Genomic DNA, 25,488 nt, shown 5'->3' with positions numbered 1-25,488 from the left:
CTGGCCAGTAATCTCAGCGCCCATGGAGCAGAGGCATCTCGGCCGCACCGGCCTTCGAGTGTCCCGGATCGGGCTCGGCACCCTCACCTGGGGCCGGGACACCGACGAGCACGACGCCGCCGAACAGCTGAAGGCCTTCTGGGAGGCGGGCGGCACGCTGGTCGACACGGCCGACGTGTACGGAGGCGGGGAGGCCGAATATCTGCTGGGGCGGCTCGTCGAGGGTCTGGTGCCGCGGCGCGATCTGGTCATCGCGACGAAGGCGGGCAGCGTGGCCGACCCGTACCGCCGCTTCGACGGCTCGCGTGGTCATCTGCTGGCCGCACTGGACGCCTCGCTGGAACGGCTCGGTACGGACTACGTGGATCTGTGGCAGCTCCACGCCTTCGACCCGGTGACTCCGCTGGAGGAGACCCTTCAGACGCTGGAGCTGGCGGTGTCCACCGGGCGCGCACGGTACGTCGGGGTGTCGAACTTCTGCGGCTGGCAGCTCGCCAAGGCGGCGACCTGGCAGCTCGCCTCGCCCGGGGCGCGCACCCGGCTGGCCAGTACGCAGATGGAGTACTCACTGCTGCAGCGGGGCGTGGAGCGCGAGGTGCTGCCCGCCGCACTCGATCTGGGCGTGGGGCTGTTGCCGTCGTCGCCCCTGGGCCGCGGGGTGCTGACCGGCAAGTACCGCACGGGCACCCCGGCCGACTCCCGCGGCGCCTCCGAACTGCTGGCCCCGTTCGTCGAGCCGTATCTCGACGACCCGGCGAGCCGCATCGTGGACGCGGTGGCGACGGCGGCCGACGGGCTGGCCACGACGGCGCTGCAGGTGGCTCTCGCCTGGGTGCGGGACCGTCCCGGAGTGGTGGCCCCGATCGTCGGCGCGCGCAACGCACGGCAGCTCACGGAGGCATTGTCAGTGGAGGCGCTTAGTCTTCCTGACGAGATCTGCCAGGCGCTCGACGATGTGTCGGCGCCCGTGCACCGCTATCCCGACCAGGACTGGAGCACGCTGTGACTGCGCTTCCCCGGGGGGAATCCCCCGGCCCCTCGGCCGCCGACGACGACACCGACGTCGCCGGCTCCCCTGCCGCCGAACCCGCCCCGTCCGCCGAGGACGTGGGGGCCGGCGAGAGCGAGGCGGAGGAGACGGACGGGACGGCGGAGCCGGCTGCCCCGGAGGGAGCCGACGAGGCGGATGCGGTCGGCGTGACGGACGCCGACGCGGCGCCCGGTGCCGCCGCGCTCTCGGAGGCCGAGGCCGAGCTGGCCGCCCAGCGGGAGCTGCGGGAGCGGATCGAGAAGCGCAAGGCCGAGAAGCAGGGCCCGATCGCTGCGGGCGCCAAGCTGAGCGGGCAGGCCGCCGATCTGCTGGCGGCGGTGCGTGCCGTGGAGAGCGGCGAGAAGCCCGGCGCCGGGTTCTTCGACTCGCCCGCACCGGCACCGCGCCGCGCCGCTCCCGCGCCGGTACGCCCCCGGGAACCCGAGCCGGTGTTCGCACCGCAGGGTGCCTCTCCGGAGGCTGTGGCCGCGGTGACGGCCGTCCTGGCGGAGGGCGGGGCACCCGAAACCCTGGCGGTACGGGCGGCGGAGACGCTCGGCGCGCAGGCGGCCGACGTGCTGCGCGCGGACCCGTGGCAGCTGCTGGCCGTAGCCACCGTCCGGCCTGAGCAGGCGGACGGTTTCGCAAGGGCCCTGCTGGGCGCCGCGTGCGGTCCGGATGACGAGCGGCGGACGGCGGCGCTGGTCGGCTGGCTGCTGGAGCGCGCCGCACTGCAGGGCCACACCGCGCTGGACACGTCGGCGGTGCATGCCGCGCTCGCCGAGCGTGCGGTGACCGACCCGGAGGCGGCCGTGCAGCACGCCGTCGCCGAGGGCGTCGTGCTGGCCTTCCAGGACGGTCCGGACAACCAGGAAGCGGACGTGGATGCAGAGCCCGGGGACGAGGCGGCGGACGGGGCCCGGCAGGAGCCGGCCCAGGTGCTGCTCGGTCTCGAGCGGTACGCGCTGGCCGAGGAAAGCCTCGCCGACGGCCTGGCCCGGCTGGTCAACGCCTGCGAGAAGGACGCCGACTGGTCGGAGGCGGCCGCGGCCGCCGGTTCCCCGTCGGCGGCCGAGCTGATCCGTGCGGTCGCGGCCGGTGGCCTGGTCGCGCACACGGGCGGCGACGCGGCGCGGGCGGAGCCCGCCGCGCTGGTCGTCGCAGCCCGCGCCCTCGGATTGCGGGCCCTCGGCGCCACCCACAGCGTGGACGGCAGACGGCGGCTGGCCGAGGCGCTCGACGAGCCGTCGGCGGCCGTCACCCTCGCCGGGCTGCTCTCCGGCGCGGAGGGCCCCGGCCGGGACGCGGACGGGGCGCTCGCCGTCGATCTGCTGGTCGTGCTGGACGCCCCGCAGCTGGACGTGGAGACCGCCGCGATTCTGGTGGAGTCCCTCCCCGACGGCGCCCGGCTGGTGCTCAGCGGCGACCCGGGGGTGCTGGGCTCGGCAGGTGCGGGGCGGGTCTTCGCGGACGTCCTGGCCGCCCGCGCCTGCCCGCAGGTCGTATCCCGCACGCCGGATCCCGGTCCGATCGGCGAGCTGGTCTCCGGGATCGGAATCGGCGAGCTGAACCAGGTGGCGGCCCCCGGCAAGGAGGTGGTGATCGTCCCCGTGCAGGACGCCGGGGAGGCGGTGCACCGCACCGTGCAACTGGTCGCCGACTCGGTGCCGCGCGCGATCGGTGTCCCGTCGGCCGACACCCAGGTGATCACCGTCGGGCACGGCGGCTCGGCGGGCACCCGTGCGCTGAACGCGGCACTCAAGCAGCGTCTCAACCCCGGTCCCGGCCGGTTCGGCGGCTTCGACCCGGGGGACCGGGTCGTACACGTCCCGACGCCCGGCAGGACCGTGCCCGGGACGGTCGTCTCGGCTGACGCCGAGGGACTGCATCTGGACTGTGCGGGCACGCCGGTCGTCGTACCGCAGGAGCGGGTGGAGTCGTCCGTGCGCCACGGCTGGGCCCTCAGCGCCCACCAGGCGGCCGGGATGCGCTGGCCCGCGGTCGTCGTCGTGCTGCCGGGTGACGCGGCTCAGGGGCTGAGCCGGGCCTGGGTGTACACCGCGTTCAGCCGTGGCGAGCGGCATCTCTCCGTGGTGCACGGGGTGGATCAGGCGCTGCCGCGCGCGGTGGCCCTGCCTCCGTCCCAGAACCGCACGACCCGGCTGCGCGCCCTGCTGGAGGCGCAGCAGACGGTCACCGCCTAGTGCTGTGACCGGCAGTGTTTGTCCTATAAGGGGTCCCGAAATCCCTGACGGCACAGCCCTTGGGTGCTGTCGTCGAACTGCCGTCGTCGCCCGAAGGGCGGCCGCGCGGCGTCCGGTGCGTCGCCGGTGCCCTGGGCGGGGCACCGGCGACGGCTTCCTGTCACCGACAGCACACGGTCAGGAGGTGTCGGCCGCCAGGTCGTCCAGCTCCTCGTCGAGTTCGTCCTCGTCGAAGACGGCACTGACGTCGAAGCGGCACACCACCAGTTGAGGGTCGGCGTCGTCGAACGGGGCACTGAGCCACTCCCCCGGCTCGGGAAGCTCTTCCGCCGCGCCGACCCAGAGCGTGGAGTCTCCTTCCTCCAGGCCGAACTCATGGTGCCGGGAGGCGATCTCGTCCGGTTCGTACTCACCGAAGAGCACGCCGAGCGCCGCATGGACACTGGCGCCGACCACGGCGCCGGTCCCGTTGGCGCGGCCGTCCGGGTCCGGGTTGGCGATCCGCTGGGCCTGGGCGAGCAGCCGGGAGGGGTCCACCACCGCGTAGTCGCGGCGGATCAGCACGCTGAGCGCCTTCGGCTCCTCGGGACCGCTGTACGGCGGCAGGGAGTCGTCGGCGCCGGGGATCTCGAAGGGAGTGACCTCGTCGTAGCGGTCGTAGAGGAGTTCGTCGTAGACCTCGGCCGCAGCGGCCAGTGCATTGAACGCTTCGTAGACGCCGGGGTCGTCGTCCCCGGACCGGCGCTCGACCGCCGCGAGGTGATGGTCGAGCGCGGCTTTGACTGCATCGGCGGCGGCGCGTACCTCGGCAGCGGTGGGCTGCGCAGCATCAGACATAGTGCAGACGCTATCCGTAGACAGCCTCTGCCCGCACAATAGATGCGATGCCGGAATACGAATTTGTCGATGTGTACGTACCACGCGGGGTCTCCCGGAAGGAGACCGCCCGCTTGCTGACCGACCATGCCGAGTACGGGCACTGGGAGTTGGACCGATTGACGCTGCGCCGTGACGGCAGCCGCAGGGTGCGGCTGCGCCGGCGGATCATTCGCCAGATACGCGCCACCTGGTGAGAGGAGCGGGCCCCGGATCTGCGGGGCCCGCTCGTCTTCGTCCGGCCTGTCCCGGTGCCGCAGCCCGTTGTTATGCGGCCATACGGGAGCGGCGGTACAGCACCGTACCCGCGCCCGCCAGCAACAGACCCGCGCCCGCCGGGACCAGCAGGTCGAGCCCGCCCGTTCCGGTGTGGGCGAGCTGGGGCTCGGGCGCGTTCGGCACGCCTCGCGGTCCGGGCACTTCGGGCTTCTCGGGGGTGAGCGGGGTGACCGGGGTGACCGAAACGTCCACCGGGGGCGTACTCACGGGGTCGTTCTCGCACGTGCTGCCGGTTGCGGAGCCGAGCAGTCCGCCGATGGTGACACTGCTGCCGCAGGCATTCACGGGGACGTCGACGGGGACCTGGACGGTGTTGCCCGAGAGGATGCCGGGCGACCCGTTCGCGTACCCCTCGGCCGTGGCGCCGCTGACGCTTCCGTTGCTTCCGGCCCGGTGCTTGCCCGTTCCGGCGCGGTACTCGCGGGTCAGGTCGCCCATGCCGCGGTCGGATGCCGCGTGGCGGCCCGATGCTTGCGCACCCGAGCCGTGCCGCCCCGAGGCGCTGTTTCCCGAACCGTTTCCACAAGCGTTTCCGGCCGCCGGATTAAGCAGTCCGACAACACTCACGGAGTTACCGCATACGTTGACCGGGACATCGACCGGGATCTCCACCGAATTCCCCGACAGTAACCCCGGGGAATTCGACGCGTCGCCGGCCGCTCCCGCGTCGGCGTGTGCGTATCCGCCACTCAGCGCGAGCACCCCGCCCGCTGCCGCCATGGTCATCAGGCCTTTACGCGTGACCTGTCGCATAGGTTGTTCCCTGCCTTCTACCTTCCGGATTACCCCCGGACGTGACCGTGCGGGGGCGGAATGCCCAGCGGCCCCGGAGCGCATGGCGTGCGCTCCGGGGCCGACCGGGCTCAAACCCTTACGGGTTGACGCACAACGTCACGAGTTGGCGCAGTAGTTGCCGAAGGCGGGGTTCAGCAGCCCGATCACGGAGACCGTGTTGCCGCACAGGTTCACCGGCACGTGCACGGGAACCTGGATGGTGTTGCCCGAGATCACACCGGGGCTGCCGGCCGCGGCACCCTGGGCGCCCGAATCGGCGACGGCCATACCCGCACCCGCGATTACCAGACCACCGGTGACTGCCGCAGCGGCGACGATCTTCTTGATCATTATTCCTCCTAGTTGGCAATGCGGTCCCAGCCGCGGACCGCATCACCTGTAACGAGGAATAAGTAGCCGGGCTACGAGGCGATGACCCCTTTCACTCGTTCCGGTCACCTACGTACACGCTGGCGATTACCGGCGGAACAGGGCGCGGTAATTCAGCAGTTGTCAATGAAACGGTCGAGCACCCGCGTACCGAACTGCAGGCCGTCGACCGGTACCCGCTCGTCGACACCGTGGAACATGCCCGCGAAATCGAGCTCCGGCGGCAGCTTCAGCGGGGCGAACCCGAAGCAGCGGATACCGAGGTCGGCGAAGGACTTGGCATCCGTGCCACCGGAGAGCATGTACGGGACGGCGCGGGCGATCGGGTCCTCCGCCTTCAGCGCGACCTGCATCGCGTCGACCAGGGAGCCGTCGAAGCCGGTCTCCAGTGCCTTGTCGCTGTGCACGTCCTCGCGCTTGACCCGCGGGCCGAGTATCCGGTCCAGGTCGGCCAGGAACTCGTCCTCGAAGCCGGGCAGGAATCGGCCGTCGACGTGGGCGACGGCCTGGCCGGGGATCACGTTCACCTTGTAGCCGGCGCCAAGCATGGTGGGGGCGGCGGAGTTGCGGAGGGTGGCGCCGATCATCTTGGCGATGCCGCCCAGCTTGGCGAGCGTGGCATCCATGTCCTCCGGGTCGAGGGAGGTGCCGAGCGCGTCGGACAGTTCGTCGAGGAAGGACCGTACGGTCTTGGTGACCCTGACCGGCCACGTGTGCCGGCCGAGCCGCCCGACCGCCTCGCAGAGCTCGGTGATCGCGTTGTCGCCGTTGGTCATCGAGCCGTGCCCGGCGGTGCCGTCCACGGTGAGCCGCATCCAGTGGATGCCCTTCTCGGCCGTCTCCACGAGATAGAGCCGCAGCTTCTCGTTGACCGTGAAGGAGAAGCCGCCGACCTCGCCGATCGCCTCGGTCACGCCGTCGAAGAGGTCCGGGTGCTTGTCGACGAGATACCGCGCACCGTACGTACCACCGGCCTCCTCGTCGGCGAGGAAGGCCAGCACGATGTCACGCGGGGGCTTGCGGCCGCTGCGCATCCGGTCACGGACGACCGCGAGGGTCATGGCGTCCATGTCCTTCATGTCGACGGCGCCGCGCCCCCATACACAACCGTCCGCGACCTCGCCCGAGAACGGGTGGTGCGTCCAGTCCTGGGCGTTGGCCGGGACGACGTCGGTGTGCCCGTGGATGAGCAGCGCGGGCCTGGACGGGTCCTCGCCCTCGATCCGGGCCACGGTCGAGGCACGGCCCTTGTGGGATTCGAAGATCTTCGGTTCGAGCCCGACCTCGGCGAGCTTCTCCGCGACGTACTCGGCGGCCGCCCGCTCACCCGGGCCGGAGTGGTCTCCGTAGTTGCTGGTGTCGATCCGGATCAGCTCACGGCAGAGGTCCACGACCTCGTCCTCGCCGGACGGGCCGCCGGCCTTGTTCGTCTCGCTCACGCTGCTTCCTTCCACTCTCACCCTGCTGCTCCCCCACATCCTCCCGCGCCCGGCCCGCACACCCAAGGGCGCCTGTCCCCCGTCACGCGCCGTTCACACCGCCAGTGGCGTGATCGAGCACCCCCGAATGTTTGCTATTGTTTTCCACGTCGGAACGGGCACGGCCCGCGAGACAGACACCTTGTCCGGGTGGCGGAATGGCAGACGCGCTAGCTTGAGGTGCTAGTGCCCTTTATCGGGCGTGGGGGTTCAAGTCCCCCCTCGGACACCAGAAGGTCTCCCTCCACGGGAGATGGAGCGGATGCGGGTCGAGGATCACCTCGGCCCGCATCCGCTTTTCGGTGCGATGCCCGGCGCCGTCACACTCCGGCCGGATCGGAAGGCGCGACCGGCGTGGGCGCCCCGGTGCGCATCGGTGGTGGTGGCGGTCGGTCCGGGGCTGCCGCCCTCACTTGACGAGCTGGTAGATGCTGTCGGCGACCAGCCACATCCCCAGCAGAAGTGACAGTGACACGATCGTCTGGTCCTGATGGGTGTCGAGCCAGTCACGCAGCCCTCGCAGCCTGGCCTCTGCCGCAACGGGCGAGAAAGTGGTGTACAGCTCCATCGCCAGCAGGCTGGACGTGGCCAGCGCGCAGAACCCCGTCAGGGCCAGCGTGGACGCGAGCGAGGAGAGATTCGCGTCCACTGCCGTGGCGGCTCCGGCGCCGACCATGGCCCAGGGCTGCAGCAGGATCGCCAGTCCGGCCGCTGTCCATCCGGACACGCGGTCCGGTCTCTCCATCCACTTGGGTGAGTGGCGGGGACGGCGCGGACGGCGCCGCTTGCGTTCGCCGTACGCGACGAGCCCCAGGCCCAGGGCCAGCTTGCCCGCGAGCGCCGCGGTCGACGGAACGCTCTGGCGTGCCGGGGGCGTGCCGCCGGTCAGCAGGATCACGGAGGCGATCACCATCAGGAGGCCGGCGAGCCACGACAGGATGAACACCAGCCCCCTGCGCACCCCTCTGTCGGCGGTCAGCAGCAGAATGAAGGCGCTGTTGTGCAGGGGCCCGAGCGTGATGGCCGTGCCGATGACGACGAGGTCAACGACCATCGCTGCCAGCCGCGTAGCCGGTCCCGTCCCGAGGCCGGTGTCCGCGCGGCTCCCCGAGGCCAGGGGTACCGGGCACGCCGGACGGCAGAGCCCCCGTCTCGCCCCGGTTCTCGGCCGTCGCCGCCTTCCCGTAGTGTCTGCCGACAGCCGGAGAACGGACCGGGCGTGCGCGGGCGCGCGTCGTGGTGGGGACGTCGGGTCGCACATACCGACTGTGTTGGCCGGGCATCACCGCGTCAAGCCGGCCACGGCGCCGGTGGGCCGAATGCGTCCGGCGGACTGAAGGCCCAGCGGGCGATCCGGCGCAGGATCAGCGGGCGCGGGAGCCGCGCACGCGAGCGCTGACCGCGCCCTCTCCCGAGGCCGGTTCCCAGTCCGCGACCACGTAGACCACGTCGCGACCGGAACTCCCGTCACGGGTCACCGCTGCTGTTGTCGAGCCGGTGTCTCGCGGTGTTCAAGGCCGCCCATAAGAAGATCGGACAGGTGACGAGCGAGGTCGCGTCGGCCCGGCTCTCCCGCGAGGTGGGTCACGCCGCCCAGGCTCATGAGCACGTCGCCCGGGCCGATGTCCGGGCGGATCGTTCGCTCGGCGACACCTGCCGCCGTGAGCGTGGTCGGCGCTCATCCGGTACCGACGCCTCCGACCCCTTGTTGAAACGGTTCATTCATGGTTAACGTCCTGCACCGACAGCGAACCGGGCGTTGCCGAGCAAGGAGAATCATGAGCCGCGCGCATACGCACCCCCTCCCCTGGTACGTGGACGTGTCCCCCGGATCGGGCGGGCTGCCGCCCCGGTCCTGGTACGCGGGGTCGGACGCCGGGCGGATGTCGTTGAACGGGGAGTGGCGGTTCCGGCTCTCGCCGACCGCTTCCGCCGAGGACGCCTCGTTCCTGCGGTCCGGGTTCGACGCGTCCGGCTGGGGAACGGTCGCGGTGCCCGGGCACTGGGTGCTGCAGGGAGCCGGCGGAGCTCCCGCGTACACGAACGTCGTCTACCCCTTCCCTGTCGATCCACCGCTCGTGCCGACCGAGAATCCGACCGGGGACCATCTGCTGGCCTTCGATCTGCCGGCCGGGTGGCCGGAGGGCGGCGAGTGCGTGCTGCGGTTCGACGGGGTGGAGTCCGCCGCCCGGGTCTGGCTCAACGGCGAGGAGCTGGGGGATTTCAAGGGGTCCCGGCTGCCGCACGAGTTCGCGGTCGGCGGAGTCCTGCGGGTCGAGGGCAACGTACTGGCCGTGCGGGTGCACCAGTGGTCGTCCGGGAGCTATCTGGAGGACCAGGACCAGTGGTGGCTGCCGGGGATCTTCCGGGACGTCACGCTGCTGCACCGGCCGGACGGCGCGCCCCGGGACTTCTTCGTACACGCCGGCTACGACCACCGCGCCGGGGCCGGGACGCTGCGGGTGGAGTGCGACGGCGCCGACGGGCGGGTCCTGGTGCCCGGGCTGGGGATCGATATCGCAACGGACGAGGCGGTGACCGTGCCGGTCGAGCCGTGGACCGCCGAGACGCCCCGGCTGTACGACGGTGAGCTGGTGACGGCCGGTGAGCGGATACCGCTGCGGATCGGATTCCGTACCGTCGCCGTCGAGGACGGGCTCGTCAAGGTCAACGGCCGGCGGGTGCTCTTCCGCGGGGTGAACCGGCACGAGTTCCACCCCAGGACCGGGCGGACCGTGGACACGGACACGATGCGGCGCGATCTGGCGCTGATGAAGCGGCACAACATCAACGCCGTACGGACCAGCCACTACCCGCCGCACCCGGCGTTCCTGGATCTCTGCGACGAGCTCGGGCTCTGGGTGATCGACGAGTGCGATCTGGAGACACATGGCTTTGTCGACCTGGAGTGGCGCAGCAACCCGGTCGACGACGAACGGTGGACCCCGGCACTGCTCGACCGGGCCGCACGCATGGTGGAGCGCGACAAGAACCACGCCTCGGTGATCATCTGGTCGCTCGGCAACGAGTGCGGGTCGGGGCGCGGGCTCACGGCGATGGCCGAGTGGGTCAAGGACCGGGATCCGGACCGGCTGGTGCACTACGAGGGCGATCTCTCCTGCAAGGACGTCGACCTGTACTCGCGGATGTATCCGACCCACGCCGAGGTCGAGCTGATCGGGAAGCGGGCCGAGGACCCGTGGGGCGACCCGGCGCTGGACGCCCGACGGCGCGCGATGCCGTTCATCATGTGCGAGTACGGGCACGCGATGGGCAACGGCCCCGGCGGACTGAGCGAGTACCAGCGGCTCTTCGAGCAGTACGAGCGCTGCCAGGGCGGGTTCGTCTGGGAGTGGATCGACCACGGATTCGCCCATCCCGAGCACGGCTTCGCCTACGGCGGGGACTTCGGCGAGGAGCTGCACGACGGCAACTTCGTCTGCGACGGACTGCTCTTCCCGGACCGCACGCCCTCCCCCGGGCTGATCGAGTACAAGAAGGTCATCGAGCCGGTACGGATCGAGGCCGGAACGTCGGCGGGAACCGTCCGGATCGTCAATGGGTACGACTTCGCGGACCTCGGCCACCTGGAGTTCGTCTGGTCGCACGAAGTGGACGGGGAACTCCGCGCATCGGGCCCGCTCACCGTGCCCGGCCTGGCGCCCGGAGCCCGCGCCGAGGTGGCACTCCCCGAGGGCGGCGAGGGCGTGTGGACCGTGCGGGCGGTGCTCGCCGAGGACGCCGCGTGGGCCGGGCGCGGGCATGTGGTGGCCTGGGGGCAGTTGGCGGTCGGGACGATGGTGCCGGCTGCGCCCGCGGTGGGCTCGCGACCCGAGGCGGCTGACGGGGTGATCGTCCTCGGGCGCGGCGTCTTCGATGCGGCGACCGGGGCGTTGGTCCGGCTCGGGGACGTACCGGTGGAGGCGCCGCGGCTCGATGTGTGGCGGGCGCCCACCGACAACGACAACGGTGCGGCCTGGCAGCCGGACGAGCGGTACGGGCTGCGGTGGCGGGAGTTGGGGCTGCACCGGATGCGCCACCGGACCGACGCCGTGGAGGTGGGCGAGGACTCGCTGACCATACGGACACGGGTGGCGCCTGCCGGGGTGGATACGGGGCTGCGCACGGAGTACCGATGGACCGCAGACGGGGAACGGCTCGGGCTCACCGTGTCCGTGGCGCCCGAGGGCGAGTGGCGGGTGCCGCTGCCCCGGCTCGGGATCCGGTTCGGGCTGCCAGCCGCGTACGGCGGGGCGCGGTGGTTCGGCGGCGGGCCCGGCGAGGCGTACCCGGACACCCGGGCCGCCTCGATGCTCGGGCGGTGGGAGATGTCCGTCGACGCGATGCAGACCCCGTACGTCCGGCCGCAGGAGAACGGCGCCCGGGCCGACGTCCACTGGGCGGAGCTGACGGACGGCGACGGTGCCGGGGTGCGCGCCGAGGGCGGCGCGCCGTTCTGGTTCTCCGCACGGCGGTGGACGAGCGAGCAGCTGGACGCCGCGGGGCACGGGCCGGATCTGGTGGCCGGGGAGACCGTCTGGGTCCACCTGGATCACGCGCTGCAGGGCATCGGGTCGCAGTCGTGCGGGCCGGGGGTGCTGCCGGAGTACCGCCTCGACGCGGCCGAGACGGAGTTCTCGTTCGTGTTCTCACCCGTGGGGTGAGGTACGGCTCTTTCCCGGTCCGGTGGCCGCCGGACCGGGAACCCGTGCCGGCCGGCGCAACAGGCGTTCGGGGACGGGGGGCGGGCGTGCAGGCCGTCGCGGACCGGCACGGCGCACCCAGTCGCTCAGCGCTCCGAGGTGTGCGGTCCGACACCGCCGGTGAGCTGCGCCGACGCTGTGACAGGATGACCGGCATCATGACCACCAGCACCGTCAGCAGCTGCCGCGCCCCGGGCGCCGACGCACCGGCCGGGACCTCGCGATGAGGGGCCGGGCGAAGCCTCCGTCGGCGCCCCTGCCGCAGCGGGACGGCATCGACCCGGTGCGGGTACGGCTCCCCGAGGATCCGGGCGGGGAGTGGGCGACGGTCCGTGACCATCTGCTGGCTCGGTTCGGCGGTGCGATTGGGGCGGACCGGGTGGACGCCATGCTTGCCGAGGGCAGGTTCGTCTCGGTGCAGGGGCCCGTGGCGCCCGACGAGCCGTACGCGGCGGGCCGGTATCTCTGGTTCCACCGGGACTTCGCGCCCGAGGAGCCGGTGCCGTTCCCCGTCGGTGTCGTGTACCGCGACGCGCATCTCGTCGTCGCCGAAAAGCCGCACTTCCTCGCCACGACACCGCGCGGCCGGCACATCACCGAGACAGCGGTGGCCCGGCTCCGCCGCGAGCTGGATCTGCCGTCGTTGCAGCCCGCACACCGGCTGGACCGGCTGACGGCGGGCCTGGTGCTCTTCGTCGTACGGCCCGAGGACCGGGGTGCGTACCAGACGCTGTTCCGCGACAAGCGGGTACGCAAGGAGTACGAGGCGGTGGCACCGCACGACCCGGCGCAGACCTTCCCGCGCACCGTACGCAGCCGGATCGTCAAGGAGCGCGGGGTGATCGCGGCCCGGGAGGAGCCGGGCGAGGCGAACAGCGAGAGCCGGATCGAACTGCTGGAGCACCGAGCGGGGCTGGGCCGCTACCGGTTGCTGCCCGCCACCGGGCGCACCCACCAGCTCCGGGTTCATATGAACAGTCTGGGTCTGCCGCTCGTCCATGATCCGGTCTATCCGATGGTCGAACCGGAGGGGGTGGCGGACGACTGGACGCGTCCGCTGCAGCTCCTTGCCCGGGTCCTGGAGTTCACCGATCCGGTCACGGGCGGGCCGTGCCGCTTCGAGAGCGGGCTGCGGCTCTCCGCGTGGCCGGACCGGTGATCTCCTGGCGTCAGTGCCCGCGGGCGATCCACTCGTCGAGGTGCGGCGCCTCGGCGCCGATCGTGGTGGAGTCGCCGTGTCCGGTACGGACGGTGGTGTCCGCCGGGAGTGCGAGCAGCCGGTCCCTGATCGACGCGACGATCGTCGGGAAGTGCGAGAACGACCGCCCGGTGGCGCCGGGCCCGCCCTGGAAAAGCGTGTCCCCGGTGAAGACGGTGGACAGCTCGGGGGCATACAGGCAGACCGCTCCCGGGGCATGACCGGGCGTGTGCAGGACCTGGAGCGTGGTCCCGGCGATCTGCAGCTCCTGGCCCTCCGCCAGTTCGGCGTCGGGCATGCGGTCCGGGTGGGTCTGCTTCCACAGCGGCAGGTCGTCGGGGTGCAGCAGGATGGGCGCACCCGTGGCGTCGGCGAGGGCCGGGGCCGCGTCGATGTGGTCGTTGTGGGCGTGCGTGCAGACGATGGCGCGCAGCGTGCGGCCGCCGAGCGCGTCCTCGATGGCGACCGGGTCATGGGCGGCGTCGATGACGATCGCCTCGGTGTCGTCGCCGATGATCCAGACGTTGTTGTCGACGTCCCACTCGCCGCCGTCGAGGGCGAAGGTGCCGGAGGTGACGAGGTGGTCGATGCGGGCCGTCATCAGAACACCACCACCGAGCGCAGCACGTCGCCGCCGTGCATCCGGGTGAATGCCTGCTCGACGTCGCCGAGCCCGATGGTCTCCGTGACGAACGCACCGAGGTCGATCCGGCCCTGCTGGTGCAGGTCGATGAGCATCGGGAAGTCGCGTGAGGGCAGGCAGTCGCCGTACCAGGACGACTTGAGCGAGCCGCCGCGGCCGAACACGTCGAGCAGCGGCAGTTCGAGCTGCATCTCCGGGGTGGGGACGCCGACCAGGACGACCGTGCCGGCGAGGTCGCGGGCGTAGAACGCCTGCTTGTACGTCTCCGGGCGGCCGACCGCGTCGATGACGACATCGGCGCCGTTGCCGCCGGTCAGGGCGCGGATCGCCTCGACGGGGTCGGTGGTACGGGAGTTGACGGTGTGCGTGGCACCCATCTTCTTCGCCGTCTCCAGCTTGCGGTCGTCGATGTCCACCGCGATGATCCTCGCGGCGCCGGCCAGCCGGGCGCCCATGACGGCCGCGTCGCCGACACCGCCGCAGCCGATGACGGCGACCGAGTCGCCACGGCCGACCTCGCCGGTGTTGATCGCGGCCCCGATGCCGGCCATGACACCGCAGCCGAGCAGCCCGGCGGCGGCCGGGGAGACCTCGGGGTCGACCTTGGTGCACTGGCCCGCGGCGACCAGGGTCTTCTCCGCGAACGCCCCGATGCCGAGCGCGGGCGACAGCTCGGTGCCGTCCAGCAGCGTCATCTTCTGCTTGGCGTTGTGCGTGTCGAAGCAGTACCAGGGGCGGCCGCGCCGACACGCCCGGCACTGCCCGCAGACCGCACGCCAGTTGAGGACGACGAAGTCGCCGGGCTCGACGTCCGTGACCCCCTCGCCGACGGACTCCACGATGCCCGCGGCCTCATGGCCGAGCAGGAACGGGAAGTCGTCGTTGATGCCGCCCTGCTTGTAGTGCAGGTCGGTGTGGCAGACGCCGCAGGTCTGGATCTTCACCACGGCCTCACCGGGACCGGGGTCCGGGATCACGATCGTCTCGACCCGTACCGGCTCGTTCTTTCCCGGTGCGATGACCCCTTGCACCTGCTGCGCCATACCGTGGTCTCCCTTGTCGTGACGGTCCCGGCTTCTCTGATGTTCGGCCGGCATTCGAAGATCGAACACGAACAACCGTACGCGGTCGTGGGTGTCCCGGAAGCGGCGGCACGGTGGTGCGCGGGAGGCGGCCCCACCGGAGGCTCCGCGGGGGCCGCCTGCCGGCGGGTCAGGCCTCCACGTCGTGGACCCGGCGCCCGCCGACATACGTCTGGAGGACGCGGGTGGCGCCGATCTCCTCCGGCGGTCCCGCGTACGGATCGCGGTCCAGGACCACCATGTCGGCGAGGGCCCCGGCGCGCAGCGAGCCGGTGTCGTCCAGGTGGTTCACATAGGCCGAACCTGCCGTGTACGCGGCGATGGCGGCCGTGAGTCCGATGCGCTCTCCCGGCAGGAAGACCGGCCCCTCGCCGTCCGATGCGATCCGGTTGACCGCGGTGTGGATGCCGTGCAGCGGGTCGGCACTGCTGACCGGCCAGTCGCTGCCGGCGGCGACGGTCGCGCCGGAGCGGAGCAGTGCGCCGAACGGATACTGCAGCGCGGCCCGTTCGTCGCCCAGGAAGGGGATGGTCAGCTCGTCCATCTGCGGTTCGTGGGCGGCCCAGAGCGGCTGGATGTTGGCGGTGGCGCCGAGTTCCCGGAACCGGGCGATGTCGTCGGGGTGGACGATCTGGAGGTGGGCGAGGTGGGGGCGGGTGTCGGTACGGCCGTTGGCGGCACGGGCGGCCTCGACGGCGTCGAGTGCCTCGCGCACGGCGCGGTCGCCGAGGGCGTGGAAGTGCGTCTGGAAGCCGAGGGCGTCCAGTTCGGTGACGTACCGGCGCAGTTCGACGGGGTCGACGAAGCTGGTGCCGCTGTTGGCGGTGGCGCAGCCGCAGGCGTCGAGGTACGGGGCGAGCAGGGCGGCCGTGCCGGTTTCGGCGACCCCGTCCTGCATGATCTTCACCGAACCGGCGCGGAATCGCCCGAAGGTCAACTCCTTCCGTCTGGCGATGAGTTCAGGGATCTGCTCGGCGCCGCGTTCGCGGTCCCACCACAGGGCGCCGACGACCCGGGCGGTGAGCGAGCCGTCGCGGGCGGCGGCCAGATAGGCGTCGGACACGTCGTCCATCGAGCCGTAGACACCGACGATGGCGTCCTGCCACGCGGTGATCCCGTACGAGTGGAGCAGGCGCTGGGCACGGAGCAGGGCGGCGAGCCGGTCGGCGGGGGTGGAGTGCGGGGTGTGGCGGGCGACCAGGTCCATGGCGCCCTCCTGGAGGAGTCCGGTGGGCTCGCCCCGGTCGTCGCGCTCGATGCGGCCGTCGGCGGGGTCCGGGGTGTCCCGGGTGATGCCGGCGAGCGTCAGGGCGCGGGTGTTGGCCCAGGCGCCGTGGTGGTCGCGGTTGACCAGGAAGACGGGCCGGTCGGGCACGACGGTGTCGAGCTGGTCCCTGGTCGGGCTGCCGCCTTCGAAGGCCTCCATGGACCAGCCGCCGCCGGTGATCCACTCCCGGTCGGGATGGCTGTCGGCGTACGCCCGCACGGCGGCGAGCGTGTCCGTCGCCGTGCGGACCTCCGTGAGGTTGCACTGGGCGAGCTCGAGACCGGCTGCGACGGGGTGGACGTGCGCGTCCTGGAAGCCGGGGACGAGCAGCCGGCCGGCGAGGTCGACGACTTCGGTTCCGGGACCGATCAGTTCGCGCACCTCGTCGTGGCCGACGGCGGTGATGCGGTCGCCGGTGACGGCGACGGTAGTGGCCCGGCTGCGTGCGGCGTCCATGGTGAGGACCGGGCCGCCGGTGAGGACGAGATCGGCGGGGGCGTGGTGCATGGGTTCTTCCGTTTCGGTGAGGGCCGTGCGGGTCGCGAGAGTGGCAGGAGTACGGGGGTCAGGCCATTTCGATGACTGCCGGTTCGGTGGCGGCGAGGGAGCGGCCGGTGGTGAAGTACGGGGACTTCCTTACCCACTTGGCCCAGGCCGCCGCACCGACACCGGTCAGCAGCATGAGCCAGCCGTTGTCCGGGCTGATCTCGAAGTGGTCGGCGGAGGTGTAGAAGGTCCAGCAGAGGTAGCCGCCGAGGCCGAGCAGCGCGACGGCGCTGAGCACCGGGATCACCACGGCCCGCAGGGCCTCGGTCCAGCTCTCGCGCAGCGCCCCGCGGAAGCGGGCGGCGCCCGCGGTGACGCCCAGGCCGATGCCGATGCTGGTGGTCGCGGCGGTGGAGGAGGCGGCGATGGCGATTCCGTCGACGGCGCCGCGGTTCTTCCTGAGGGGCGAGGCGGCCGGCGGGTCGCTGCCGTAGGGGGTGAGTGAGGCCGCCAAGGTGACTCCTTCGCCGAGGGGCACTTTCGGCCCCGATGGCGGAACATCGAACTCCTCGGGGGTTCCGCGCGTCAACACCGTTGTCATAAGGTGCCCGCATGAGCGCGAGCGAGCGGGTGGTGCCGGAGAGCGCACGGCGCCGCAGGCGTCCCACCAAACAAGGCACGGTGCTGTCGGAGCAGCTGATCATCGAGACGGCACTGCGGCTGATCGGCGAGCACGGGGCGGCGGCGCTCACCGTGCGCCGGCTGGGCGCGGCGCTGGGCTGCGACCCGAGCGCGGCCTATCGGTACTTCCGGGACACGGACGAGCTGCTGCTGGCGGTGGCCGACGAACTGATCGGCCACACCCTGCGCGACTGGCGGGCCACCGGGGAGTGGCGGGCCGACCTGCGTGACATCGGGCTTCGCATGCACGCCAACTATCTGGCGCATCCGCAGGCGGCGATGCTGACGTGCGCGCGGGTCACCGGTCGTACGCATGAGATCCAGGCCGTGGAAACCATCCTCGGGCTTCTGCGCGGGGCGGGATTCCCGGACGGGGAGGCGGCGCGGGTCTACCACGTGTTCGTGGATCTGACGCTGTCGTTCGCCGCGTTGGACGCGTCGGCACTGGTGCTGTCGGAGCGGGCCCGCGCGCTGGAGGTCCAGGCGTGGCAGGAGACGTATGCACGACTGCCGGCCGCCGAGCATCCGAACATCGCGGCGATCGCGCCGGTCCTGGTGGCGGAGATGGACCGGAGCGGGTATGCGGCGGCGCTGGAGATGGTGCTCGCGTCAGCCGCCGGCCGGCTGCAGCACGTGAAGTCCGGGCACTGACCGACGCGTCCGGGCCCGCCCTCCGAATCCTGGCCCCGGCCCGCGGTTCCGGGGCGGGTCCCCGCAAGGCGCGTGCCCGCGGTCTCAGGGGGCGAGCACGTCCAGTTCGTGCAGGGCGCCCACCGCGATCTCCTTCGTCAGCCGCTCCGCCTCCGCCACGTCACCCTCCCGCACCGCTTCCGCGAGCCGTACGTGGAGCGTGACCGCCGCCGGGTCCGGGTCCTCGAACATCACCTGGTGATGGGTGCGTCCCGCCAGCACCTCCGCGACGACGTCCCCGAGCCGCGCGAACATCTCGTTGCCGGAGGCGTTGAGCACGATCCGGTGGAACGCGATGTCGTGCTCCAGGTATCCCTCCAGCTGCTGGCCGCGTGAGGTCGCGACCATGCCGAGTGCGCACTCGGTGAGGGCGGCGCACTGCTCCGGCGTGGCGTGCCGGGCGGCAAGTCCGGCCGCGACCGGTTCGATCGCCGAGCGCAGCACGGTCAAGGAGCGCAGCTGGCGCGGCCGGTCGGTGCCGGCCAGTCGCCACCGGATGACCTGCGGGTCGTAGACGTTCCACGCCTCGGTCGGCTGTACGGTCACGCCGACCCGGCGCCGGGACTCGACCAGGTGCATGGATTCGAGGACCCGGATCACCTCGCGGACGACGGTGCGCGAGACGTCGAAGCGCTGGGCCAGCTCGTCGGTGCGCAGCACCCGGCCCGGCGGGCAGTCCCCCGCGGCGATCTCCAGACCCAGGGTGTCCAGCACGTGTGTATGCAGCCCGGGGCCCTGTGTGGTCATGGGCAAAGCCTACGGGGCACGCACCTCGAACAAAAAGTACGACTTTTACGTCACAGAATCTTGAATAAGTCGTACGTATAGGTTTCAGTAGCGCGACGGACCGGTGTCGAGGACGACATCGACGGAGACAGCGAGGCACCACCTATGAGCACCCCCCACGTAGTCGTGGTGATGGGCGTGGCAGGGACCGGCAAGACCACGATCGGTCCCCTGCTCGCCGCCGAACTCGGCGTTCCGTACGCCGAGGGCGACGACTTCCATCCCGCGGCGAACATCGCCAAGATGTCGGCCGGCACCCCGCTGGACGACTCCGACCGGTGGCCCTGGCTCGATGCAATCGGGCAGTGGGCGCACGACCGGGCCGGACTCGGCGGTGTCGTCAGCAGCTCGGCGCTCAAGCGGGTCTACCGCGACCGGCTGCGCGCCGAGGCCCCCGGTGTCGTCTTCCTCCACCTGACCGGCGACCGGGCCCTCATCGAGGAGCGCATGGCGGACCGCAAGGGCCACTTCATGCCGACCGCGCTGCTCGACTCGCAGTTCGCCACCCTGCAGCCGCTGCAGGACGACGAGGCCGGCGTCTCCGCCGACGTGTCCGGCACCCCCGAAGAAATCACCCAGCGAGCCGTCGCCGCGCTGCGCCGGCTCGAAGACTAAGGATCCCCACCGTGACCAGTCTCAGCGTCGAGATGTTGGCAGCGGACGCCGTCGAACCGATCACTTCGGCAGGCAACGCACAGTTGGGCATTGCCGTCCTGGCCGGCATCGCCGTCATCGTTCTGCTGATCACCAAGTTCAAGTTGCACGCGTTCCTCGCGCTGACCATCGGCTCGCTGGCCCTCGGCTCCTTCGCTGGTGCCGCGCCCGCCAAGACGATCGCCAGCTTCACCGCCGGTCTCGGCTCGACCGTCGCGGGCGTAGGTGTCCTGATCGCGCTCGGCGCCATCCTGGGCAAGCTGCTCGCCGACTCCGGCGGCGCGGACCAGATCGTCGACACGATTCTCGCGAAGGCGAGCGGGCGCGCCATGCCGTGGGCGATGGTCCTCATCGCCTCGATCATCGGTCTGCCGCTCTTCTTCGAGGTCGGCATCGTGCTGCTGATCCCGGTCGTGCTGCTCGTCGCCAAGCGCGGCAACTACTCCCTGATGCGGATCGGTATCCCGGCGCTGGCCGGTCTCTCCGTGATGCACGGGCTGATCCCCCCGCACCCCGGCCCGCTGGTGGCGATCGACGCCCTCGGCGCCAACCTCGGTGTCACGCTGGCGCTCGGTGTCCTGGTCGCCATCCCGACCGTGATCATCGCGGGCCCCCTCTTCTCCCGTTACGCCGCACGCTGGGTGGACATCAAGGCGCCCGAGAAGATGATCCCGCAGCGTCCGTCGGAGGACCTGGAGCGTCGCCCCAGCTTCGGCGCCACACTGGCGACCATCCTGCTGCCCGTCGTGCTGATGCTGGTCAAGGCCCTCGTCGACATCGTCGTGGACAACCCGGAGAACCACGTCCAGCGGGTCACCGATGTGATCGGCTCGCCGCTGATCGCGCTCCTCGCGGCCGTCATAGTCGGGATGTTCACGCTGGGCCGGGCAGCCGGTTTCAGCAAGGGCCGGCTCTCCGTCACCGTCGAGAAGTCCCTCGCCCCGATCGCGGGCGTGCTGCTGATCGTCGGTGCGGGCGGTGGCTTCAAGCAGACCCTCATCGATGCCGGTGTGGGCCAGATGATCCTGGACTTCTCCAAGGACTGGTCGATCCCGGCGCTGCTGCTGGGCTGGCTGATCGCCGTCGCGATCCGGCTCGCGACCGGCTCGGCGACCGTGGCCACGATCTCGGCGGCCGGTCTGGTCGCCCCGCTCGCCGCCGACATGTCGACGTCGCACGCTGCGCTGCTGGTCCTCGCCGTCGGTGCGGGCTCGCTCTTCTTCAGCCACGTCAACGACGCCGGTTTCTGGCTGGTGAAGGAGTACTTCGGGATGAGCGTCGGCCAGACGGTGAAGACCTGGTCCGTGATGGAAACCATCATCTCCGTGGTCTCGCTCGGCTTCATCCTGCTGCTGTCGCTGATTCTTTAGGGCCCCTCCAGGGCAGGTCCGGCGACGTCCGGCGAGTCGCCGGACCGTCCTTCCGGCCAATCGGCGGATTCCCCCGCAGTGGGTGTTCGGCCCGCGCCCAATGGCGCTCGACCGACCCGGTGCGCATGCCACGGCGTACCCACGGGTGCGCCTGCGGCACCGAGAGGGCGACTGTTCACCCGCCCATTCGAGCACCCGCGGCCCCATGTCACCAGGGGCCGCGGGTGTCCGTCATACTTCGGCAGGGCGACGGACCTCAGTGGTGGACCGCACCGCTCTCCGCCGCCTTCTCCAACTGGAACGCCTCGTTGCCGAGTCCGATCCTGGCGTGCACCGTCGGCTTCGTCGCGCGCAGCACCGCCCCGTACACCAGGCCGATGACGAGCGCGGCGACGACGGCTTCCTTTACGGCACGGGTACAAGCACGGTACGGGCCTGGCGCAAACAGGTACGAGGCAGGAACAGACATGCCGAACGCGCCACAGCAAAGCGGTAAGCGGGGCTCGGCGGCAAGAGCCGAATCGATCAACTACTTTCATTTTCCGCTGGGTTGGCCGGACCTCAGACCTTCCTCTCCTCTCCTTCGGAGGCGCCGGGACCTGTCAGACTTGCGCCATGTCGAACCGTGAAGCTCTCAAACCGTTCCTTCTCGCCTTCCCCGGTCCGCTGCGCGATCAGCTGGTGGGGGCGGTGCTCGCCGGCGTGAAGGTCTCGACGACGGGACTGCTCGCGGAGTACGCGGCGGAGCAGGAGGAGCTGCCCACGGTGGGCGAACGGTCGGCGCTGATCGATTCGGACGGCCGGGAGATCGCGGTCGTCGAGGTGACGGAGGTACGGGTCCTGCGGCTCGGTGACGTCGGTCTCCAGCATGTGCTCGACGAGGGCGAGGGCGACACGTCGGTGGCGCAGTGGCGCGCGGGCCACGAGCGATTCTGGCACGGAGAAGAGATGCGGGAGGCGCTCGGCGACCCGGAGTTCACAGTCGACGACGACACGCTGATCGTCGCCGAACGGTTCCGGGTCGTCGAATTGCTCGACCCCGTCGTCGGGGGGTGAAGCGTCTACGGCCAGGGCCCCTCGTTCGGATCATGCCGGGCTCGCGCGGTCCAGCACGCACGTCTGCGGTGTTGTCGTCGGCCGCCGGCTCACGCCCTCCTCCGCCTTGCGGCTGCCCGCACCCCGGCGGCACCAGCCGCTCCCTGATCCGCCCGATCCGAACGGAAGACCCCACAAGCTGTCCCGTCATCCCTGACGGGCGCACGACGACAGCTACGACACCCCACCGCGTGGCGGGAACACCCGAATACACCCAGTATGCGGACAACCCTCCGCCGTGCGACACACCGCATCCGATGCCGCGCGCCGGTCCGCCAGGGATGACGGGACACTCCTCAGGCGCCGACCGCCTCTGCCGCGCCGCGGCCCGCCACCCTCCCGGAGAAGATGCAGCCGCCGAGAAACGTACCTTCGAGCGAGCGGTAGCCGTGCACCCCTCCACCGCCGAATCCGGCCGCCTCCCCTGCCGCGTACACACCGGCGAGCGGCGTTCCGCCCTCGGTCAGCACCCGTGACGAGAGGTCCGTCTCCAGTCCGCCGAGCGACTTGCGGGTGAGAATGTTCAGCCGCACGGCGATCAGCGGGCCGGCCTTCGGGTCGAGGATGCGGTGCGGTGCCGCCGTACGGATCAGCCTGTCGCCCAGATAGGCGCGGGCCCCGCGGACCGCCGTGATCTGGAGATCCTTGGTGAACGGGTTGGCGATCTCGCGGTCCCGGGCGGTGATCTCGCGGCGCAGCGCGTCCGCGTCGATCAGCTGCTCGCCGGTGAGCGCGTTCATGCCGCGGACCAGCGCGTCGAGATCCTTCTCGACGACGAAGTCCACGCCGTTGTCCATGAACGCCTTGACCGGGCCCGGCACGTCGGCGCGCGCCCGGCCGATCACGTCACGGACCGACTTCCCGGTCAGGTCGGGGTTCTGCTCGGAGCCAGAGAGCGCGAACTCCTTCCCGATGATCTTCTGGTCGAGAACGAACCAGGTGTATTCGTGGCCGGACTTCATGATGTGTTCGAGGGTGCCGAGCGTGTCGAAGCCAGGGAAGAGCGGGACCGGCAGCCGCTTACCGCGGGCGTCCAGCCAGAGCGAGGAGGGGCCCGGCAGGATCCGGATGCCGTGCTTGGCCCAGATCGGGTTCCAGTTCTCGATGCCCTCGGTGTAGTGCCACATCCGGTCGCGGTTGATGTGGTGGGCGCCCGCCTCCTCGGTGATCCCGAGCATCAGCCCGTCGACATGGGCGGGCACCCCGGAGAGCATCTTCGAGGGCGGGGTGCCGAGCCGCTCGGGCCACTGGGCGCGGACGAGGTCATGGTTGCCGCCGATGCCGCCGGAGGTGACGATCACCGCCTGCGCCTTCAACTCGAAGGTGCCGGTCGCCTCGCGGCTGCTCGCCGTGCCGCGCTCGGCGCCGCTCGGTTCGAGGACTTCGCCGGTCACAGTGTCGACAGCTCCCGCGGTGCGGCCGAGACCGGTGACGCGATGGCGGAACCTCAGCCGGACGAGCCCCTTGGTGACACCCTCGCGGACCCGGCGTTCGAACGGAGCGACGACGCCGGGGCCGGTACCCCAGGTGATGTGGAAACGGGGTACCGAGTTGCCGTGGCCGGTCGCGCCGTAACCGCCGCGTTCGGCCCAGCCGACGACGGGGAAGATCCGCAGCCCCTGGGCGTGCAGCCAGGACCGCTTCTCACCGGCCGCGAAATCGACGTACGCCTCGGCCCACTTCCGTGGCCAGTGGTCCTCCTTGCGGTCGAACCCCGCCGTGCCGAGCCAGTCCTGAAGGGCCAGCTCCTGGCTGTCCTTGATCCGCATGCGGCGCTGCTCGGGCGAGTCGACGAGGAAGAGACCACCGAAGGACCAGTGCGCCTGACCGCCGATCGACTGCTCGGGCTCCTGGTCGAGCAGGATCACCGTGCGGCCCGCGTCGACTAGCTCGGCAGTGGCCACGAGACCCGCGAGCCCTGCCCCGATCACGATCACATCAGCGTCGTACGCCATGGCTTCCATCCTTGTCGGAGCGGGCCGGAAGTTACTCGTGCGTCAGATCTTGGGCACCGGCCGGTACGGCGTCAACCGCCCGGTCGGCGGCGCTCCGGCCGCGCCCCTGCCACCGAGGCGCTATCGTCGAAAAAAATCACCCTCCCCTGGCCGGACTTGAGGAAGGGAAGCGTTTCGGTGCTGGTCCTCGTGCTCGCCGTGAGCGCTGCCTGCTGTCTGGGTTTCGGCTTTGTCCTGCAGCAGGCAGCTGCCGAGCACGCCCCGAGGAGCGACTTCCTCTCCCCCCGGCTGCTGCTCGACCTGATGCGGGTGCCGAGCTGGCTGGCCGGGATCGGACTGATGGTCTGCGGCATGGCGCTGGGGGCGCTGGCCCTGGGCAAGGGCGAGGTGTCCGTCGTCGAGCCGCTGCTGGCGACCAATCTGCTCTTCGCGATGGCTCTGTCGCGCCATCGCACCGGGCAGCGGCTGGGCCGGCAGGGCTGGGCGGGGCTCTGGCTGCTTGCCGGCGGGGTCACCGCATTCCTGTTGGGAGGCCGGCCGCAGGGTGGCGAGGTGGTGACGAACGAGCTGCGGCACTGGCTGGTGATCGGTGTGGTCGTGGGCATAGCCATGATGCTGACCACGTTCGCGAAGCGCTCGCAGCACGGAGCCGCCCCCGCTCTGCTCGCGGTGGCGGCCGGGCTGCTGTACGGCCTCCAGGACGCGCTGACCCGGGTGAGCGGACAGCGGCTGTCGGAGGGGGGGTGGACGGCACTGGTGACGGGCTGGCAGCCGTACGCGGTGGTGGTGCTGGGCGTGACGGGTCTGATCCTGGTGCAGAGCGCCTTCGAGACGGGGCCGCTGCGGACGTCGCTGCCCGCACTGACCGCCGCCCAGCCGCTGGCCGGGATCGCCTGCGGGGTCGGGTTCCTCGGCGACCAGCTGCGCACCGACGCGGCCGCGCTGGCCTGGCAGGCGACGGGTCTGACCGCGATCGTCGTCGGGATCATGCTGCTGGGGCTGCATCCGGCGATGCCGGAGGGGCGCGGCCACCATCACCACAAGCGCAGCCTCCAGCCGTACTGACGGGCGGCCGGGCAGAAGGGCGGCCGGCTGCCCTTCTGTTCGTCTGTCCGTCTGTTCGCTCACAGGCGGGGCGGTGCGCCTGGTTTATTAATAATGGCCAGCATTGCAATGTTGGGCATGGCGAGAACATCAGGACCCGAGACCCGGGACCGGCTGATTCGCGCGGCCGAGGAGATCTTCGCCGCCCAGGGCGCCGATGGCGCCCAGCTGCGGGACATCGTCCGGCTGGCCGGGCAGAGCAACCCCTCCGCGGTGCAGTACCACTTCGGCTCCCGGGCGGGACTGCTCGACGCCGTGATGGCCGGACGGCAGGCCCGTACCGAACAGGTGATCGCGCCGCTCCTCGACGCGCTCGACAGCACGGACGGAACAGAACGGACGGAACAGACAGGGAAGGACCAGGCGTACGGGAGCTGCTCGCCGCTCTCGTGACAGCCGAGTCGAGCCTGCTGGCCGACGACCGCGGCCGTCGCTGTCTGCGCATCTCGGCCCAGCTCAGCCGTGAGACCGGGCTGCGCACCGGCACCCTGCACCCCGCGCTGGACGGCACCGCCTACGGGCGGGCCATCGGCCGCATGGCGGACCGCCTGACCGGGCTGCCCGGGCCCCTGCGGCTGGAGCGGCTCGATCTGGCGCTCACCCTGATCGGTGCGGCGTTCGCCGACCGCGCCCGCCAGTACCTCGACGGCGTCGAACCGCTGACCGGCGAGGAGCTGTTCCGCGCCGATCTTGTCGCGACGACGGCCGCTTTTCTGCACGCACCCGTGCCCCGTACCGCATGA

22 protein-coding genes, 1 tRNA gene and 1 pseudogene are annotated in these 25,488 nt (G+C 71.2%); 12 read left to right on the top strand and 12 right to left on the bottom strand.

Annotation, left to right across the window (positions count from 1 at the left end):
* Positions 1-22: 22 nt before the first annotated feature.
* The gene (locus tag ACIBB8_RS19080) at positions 23-1,006 is read left to right on the top strand and encodes an aldo/keto reductase (RefSeq protein WP_366132789.1); all 984 of its coding nucleotides are present in this window, start codon (positions 23-25) and stop codon (positions 1,004-1,006) included.
* Positions 1,003-3,234 (top strand): helix-hairpin-helix domain-containing protein, encoded by a 2,232-nt coding sequence (locus tag ACIBB8_RS19075; RefSeq protein WP_398953517.1) that lies wholly within the window; start codon positions 1,003-1,005, stop codon positions 3,232-3,234. Before ACIBB8_RS19080 ends, ACIBB8_RS19075 begins: the two co-directional genes overlap by 4 nt.
* Positions 3,235-3,411: 177 nt before the next feature.
* Here the strand turns inward: ACIBB8_RS19075 and ACIBB8_RS19070 are convergent, their stop codons facing one another.
* A complete protein-coding gene (locus ACIBB8_RS19070) occupies positions 3,412-4,071 on the bottom strand; it encodes a hypothetical protein (protein WP_398953515.1) in 660 nt (219 codons plus the stop codon).
* A gap of 47 nt (positions 4,072-4,118) precedes the next feature.
* On the opposite strand from ACIBB8_RS19070, the gene ACIBB8_RS19065 reads away from it, so the two are divergent.
* Positions 4,119-4,307 (top strand): DUF5703 family protein, encoded by a 189-nt coding sequence (locus ACIBB8_RS19065; protein ID WP_358863119.1) that lies wholly within the window; start codon positions 4,119-4,121, stop codon positions 4,305-4,307.
* Positions 4,308-4,377: 70 nt separating this feature from the next.
* Here the strand turns inward: ACIBB8_RS19065 and ACIBB8_RS19060 are convergent, their stop codons facing one another.
* The 3 genes from ACIBB8_RS19060 to ACIBB8_RS19050 form a co-directional block, all read right to left on the bottom strand.
* The gene (locus tag ACIBB8_RS19060; protein WP_398953512.1) at positions 4,378-5,142 is read right to left on the bottom strand and encodes a chaplin; all 765 of its coding nucleotides are present in this window, start codon (positions 5,140-5,142) and stop codon (positions 4,378-4,380) included.
* Between the two features lie 138 nt (positions 5,143-5,280).
* Positions 5,281-5,514 (bottom strand): chaplin, encoded by a 234-nt coding sequence (locus ACIBB8_RS19055; protein ID WP_398953510.1) that lies wholly within the window; start codon positions 5,512-5,514, stop codon positions 5,281-5,283.
* 152 nt (positions 5,515-5,666) lie between these two features.
* Entirely contained in the window at positions 5,667-7,031 is a 1,365-nt protein-coding gene (locus tag ACIBB8_RS19050; RefSeq protein WP_398953506.1) for a M20/M25/M40 family metallo-hydrolase, read from the bottom strand.
* 144 nt (positions 7,032-7,175) lie between these two features.
* Here ACIBB8_RS19050 and ACIBB8_RS19045 point away from each other — a divergent pair.
* Positions 7,176-7,263, top strand: a tRNA-Leu gene (locus ACIBB8_RS19045).
* Positions 7,264-7,440: 177 nt separating this feature from the next.
* Here the strand turns inward: ACIBB8_RS19045 and ACIBB8_RS19040 are convergent.
* Positions 7,441-8,085: a GAP family protein gene (locus tag ACIBB8_RS19040; protein WP_398953504.1), complete on the bottom strand. Its 645-nt coding sequence runs from the start codon at positions 8,083-8,085 to the stop codon at positions 7,441-7,443.
* 724 nt (positions 8,086-8,809) lie between these two features.
* Between ACIBB8_RS19040 and ACIBB8_RS19035 the strand changes: the two genes are divergently transcribed.
* Together ACIBB8_RS19035 and ACIBB8_RS19030 are read left to right on the top strand one after the other, a co-directional pair.
* A complete protein-coding gene (locus ACIBB8_RS19035; RefSeq protein WP_398953502.1) occupies positions 8,810-11,695 on the top strand; it encodes a glycoside hydrolase family 2 TIM barrel-domain containing protein in 2,886 nt (961 codons plus the stop codon).
* 262 nt (positions 11,696-11,957) lie between these two features.
* Positions 11,958-12,893: a pseudouridine synthase gene (locus ACIBB8_RS19030; protein WP_398953500.1), complete on the top strand. Its 936-nt coding sequence runs from the start codon at positions 11,958-11,960 to the stop codon at positions 12,891-12,893.
* Positions 12,894-12,903: 10 nt separating this feature from the next.
* On the opposite strand, the gene ACIBB8_RS19025 is transcribed toward ACIBB8_RS19030, so the two are convergent.
* The 4 genes from ACIBB8_RS19025 to ACIBB8_RS19010 form a co-directional block, all read right to left on the bottom strand.
* The gene (locus ACIBB8_RS19025; protein ID WP_398953498.1) at positions 12,904-13,533 is read right to left on the bottom strand and encodes an MBL fold metallo-hydrolase; all 630 of its coding nucleotides are present in this window, start codon (positions 13,531-13,533) and stop codon (positions 12,904-12,906) included.
* Entirely contained in the window at positions 13,533-14,618 is a 1,086-nt protein-coding gene (locus ACIBB8_RS19020) for an S-(hydroxymethyl)mycothiol dehydrogenase (RefSeq protein ID WP_398953495.1), read from the bottom strand. Before ACIBB8_RS19020 ends, ACIBB8_RS19025 begins: the two co-directional genes overlap by 1 nt.
* A gap of 169 nt (positions 14,619-14,787) precedes the next feature.
* Entirely contained in the window at positions 14,788-16,431 is a 1,644-nt protein-coding gene (locus ACIBB8_RS19015; protein WP_398953493.1) for an amidohydrolase, read from the bottom strand.
* A 58-nt stretch (positions 16,432-16,489) separates the two neighbouring features.
* A complete protein-coding gene (locus ACIBB8_RS19010; protein WP_398953491.1) occupies positions 16,490-16,924 on the bottom strand; it encodes a hypothetical protein in 435 nt (144 codons plus the stop codon).
* Positions 16,925-17,022: 98 nt separating this feature from the next.
* On the opposite strand from ACIBB8_RS19010, the gene ACIBB8_RS19005 reads away from it, so the two are divergent.
* Positions 17,023-17,742: a TetR/AcrR family transcriptional regulator gene (locus ACIBB8_RS19005; RefSeq protein ID WP_398953489.1), complete on the top strand. Its 720-nt coding sequence runs from the start codon at positions 17,023-17,025 to the stop codon at positions 17,740-17,742.
* Between the two features lie 84 nt (positions 17,743-17,826).
* Here ACIBB8_RS19005 and ACIBB8_RS19000 read toward each other — a convergent pair whose 3' ends face one another.
* On the bottom strand, positions 17,827-18,528 hold the full coding sequence (locus ACIBB8_RS19000) for a FadR/GntR family transcriptional regulator (RefSeq protein WP_393300746.1): 702 nt from the start codon (positions 18,526-18,528) through the stop codon (positions 17,827-17,829).
* A gap of 144 nt (positions 18,529-18,672) precedes the next feature.
* Here ACIBB8_RS19000 and ACIBB8_RS18995 point away from each other — a divergent pair, with 144 nt between their 5' ends.
* Positions 18,673-19,182, top strand: coding sequence for a gluconokinase (locus ACIBB8_RS18995; protein WP_398953487.1), 510 nt, complete (start codon positions 18,673-18,675; stop codon positions 19,180-19,182).
* An 11-nt stretch (positions 19,183-19,193) separates the two neighbouring features.
* Positions 19,194-20,591, top strand: a complete 1,398-nt coding sequence (locus tag ACIBB8_RS18990) for a gluconate:H+ symporter (RefSeq protein ID WP_398953485.1) — start codon at positions 19,194-19,196, stop codon at positions 20,589-20,591.
* A gap of 256 nt (positions 20,592-20,847) precedes the next feature.
* Here the strand turns inward: ACIBB8_RS18990 and ACIBB8_RS18985 are convergent, their stop codons facing one another.
* On the bottom strand, positions 20,848-21,060 hold the full coding sequence (locus ACIBB8_RS18985) for a hypothetical protein (protein WP_398953674.1): 213 nt from the start codon (positions 21,058-21,060) through the stop codon (positions 20,848-20,850).
* A 146-nt stretch (positions 21,061-21,206) separates the two neighbouring features.
* Here ACIBB8_RS18985 and ACIBB8_RS18980 point away from each other — a divergent pair, with 146 nt between their 5' ends.
* Positions 21,207-21,647: an ASCH domain-containing protein gene (locus tag ACIBB8_RS18980; protein ID WP_398953483.1), complete on the top strand. Its 441-nt coding sequence runs from the start codon at positions 21,207-21,209 to the stop codon at positions 21,645-21,647.
* Between the two features lie 335 nt (positions 21,648-21,982).
* Here ACIBB8_RS18980 and ACIBB8_RS18975 read toward each other — a convergent pair whose 3' ends face one another.
* Entirely contained in the window at positions 21,983-23,641 is a 1,659-nt protein-coding gene (locus ACIBB8_RS18975; RefSeq protein WP_398953481.1) for an FAD-binding dehydrogenase, read from the bottom strand.
* A gap of 156 nt (positions 23,642-23,797) precedes the next feature.
* Between ACIBB8_RS18975 and ACIBB8_RS18970 the strand changes: the two genes are divergently transcribed.
* Positions 23,798-24,706, top strand: a complete 909-nt coding sequence (locus ACIBB8_RS18970; RefSeq protein WP_398953479.1) for a DMT family transporter — start codon at positions 23,798-23,800, stop codon at positions 24,704-24,706.
* A 117-nt stretch (positions 24,707-24,823) separates the two neighbouring features.
* Positions 24,824-25,488 (top strand): annotated as a pseudogene (locus ACIBB8_RS18965) (TetR/AcrR family transcriptional regulator).

The sequence above is a fragment of the Streptomyces sp. NPDC051286 genome, assembly GCF_044455345.1.
In the GTDB taxonomy this organism is placed as follows: domain Bacteria; phylum Actinomycetota; class Actinomycetes; order Streptomycetales; family Streptomycetaceae; genus Streptomyces.
Note: the sequence above shows the minus strand (reverse complement) of the source record. Positions and strands in the feature narration are given on the sequence as shown.

Bases quoted from the DNA above. Each gene is read 5' to 3' on its own strand.
- ACIBB8_RS19080 (WP_366132789.1), top strand. From the start codon at position 23: ATGGAGCAGAGGCATCTCGGCCGCACCGGCCTTCGAGTGTCCCGGATC.
- ACIBB8_RS19070 (WP_398953515.1), bottom strand. From the start codon at position 4,071: ATGTCTGATGCTGCGCAGCCCACCGCTGCCGAGGTACGCGCCGCCGCC.
- ACIBB8_RS19065 (WP_358863119.1), top strand. From the start codon at position 4,119: ATGCCGGAATACGAATTTGTCGATGTGTACGTACCACGCGGGGTCTCC.
- ACIBB8_RS19060 (WP_398953512.1), bottom strand. From the start codon at position 5,142: ATGCGACAGGTCACGCGTAAAGGCCTGATGACCATGGCGGCAGCGGGC.
- ACIBB8_RS19055 (WP_398953510.1), bottom strand. From the start codon at position 5,514: ATGATCAAGAAGATCGTCGCCGCTGCGGCAGTCACCGGTGGTCTGGTA.
- ACIBB8_RS19050 (WP_398953506.1), bottom strand. From the start codon at position 7,031: ATGTGGGGGAGCAGCAGGGTGAGAGTGGAAGGAAGCAGCGTGAGCGAG.
- ACIBB8_RS19040 (WP_398953504.1), bottom strand. From the start codon at position 8,085: ATGGTCGTTGACCTCGTCGTCATCGGCACGGCCATCACGCTCGGGCCC.
- ACIBB8_RS19035 (WP_398953502.1), top strand. From the start codon at position 8,810: ATGAGCCGCGCGCATACGCACCCCCTCCCCTGGTACGTGGACGTGTCC.
- ACIBB8_RS19030 (WP_398953500.1), top strand. From the start codon at position 11,958: ATGAGGGGCCGGGCGAAGCCTCCGTCGGCGCCCCTGCCGCAGCGGGAC.
- ACIBB8_RS19025 (WP_398953498.1), bottom strand. From the start codon at position 13,533: ATGACGGCCCGCATCGACCACCTCGTCACCTCCGGCACCTTCGCCCTC.
- ACIBB8_RS19020 (WP_398953495.1), bottom strand. From the start codon at position 14,618: ATGGCGCAGCAGGTGCAAGGGGTCATCGCACCGGGAAAGAACGAGCCG.
- ACIBB8_RS19015 (WP_398953493.1), bottom strand. From the start codon at position 16,431: ATGCACCACGCCCCCGCCGATCTCGTCCTCACCGGCGGCCCGGTCCTC.
- ACIBB8_RS19005 (WP_398953489.1), top strand. From the start codon at position 17,023: ATGAGCGCGAGCGAGCGGGTGGTGCCGGAGAGCGCACGGCGCCGCAGG.
- ACIBB8_RS19000 (WP_393300746.1), bottom strand. From the start codon at position 18,528: ATGACCACACAGGGCCCCGGGCTGCATACACACGTGCTGGACACCCTG.
- ACIBB8_RS18995 (WP_398953487.1), top strand. From the start codon at position 18,673: ATGAGCACCCCCCACGTAGTCGTGGTGATGGGCGTGGCAGGGACCGGC.
- ACIBB8_RS18985 (WP_398953674.1), bottom strand. From the start codon at position 21,060: ATGTCTGTTCCTGCCTCGTACCTGTTTGCGCCAGGCCCGTACCGTGCT.
- ACIBB8_RS18980 (WP_398953483.1), top strand. From the start codon at position 21,207: ATGTCGAACCGTGAAGCTCTCAAACCGTTCCTTCTCGCCTTCCCCGGT.
- ACIBB8_RS18975 (WP_398953481.1), bottom strand. From the start codon at position 23,641: ATGGCGTACGACGCTGATGTGATCGTGATCGGGGCAGGGCTCGCGGGT.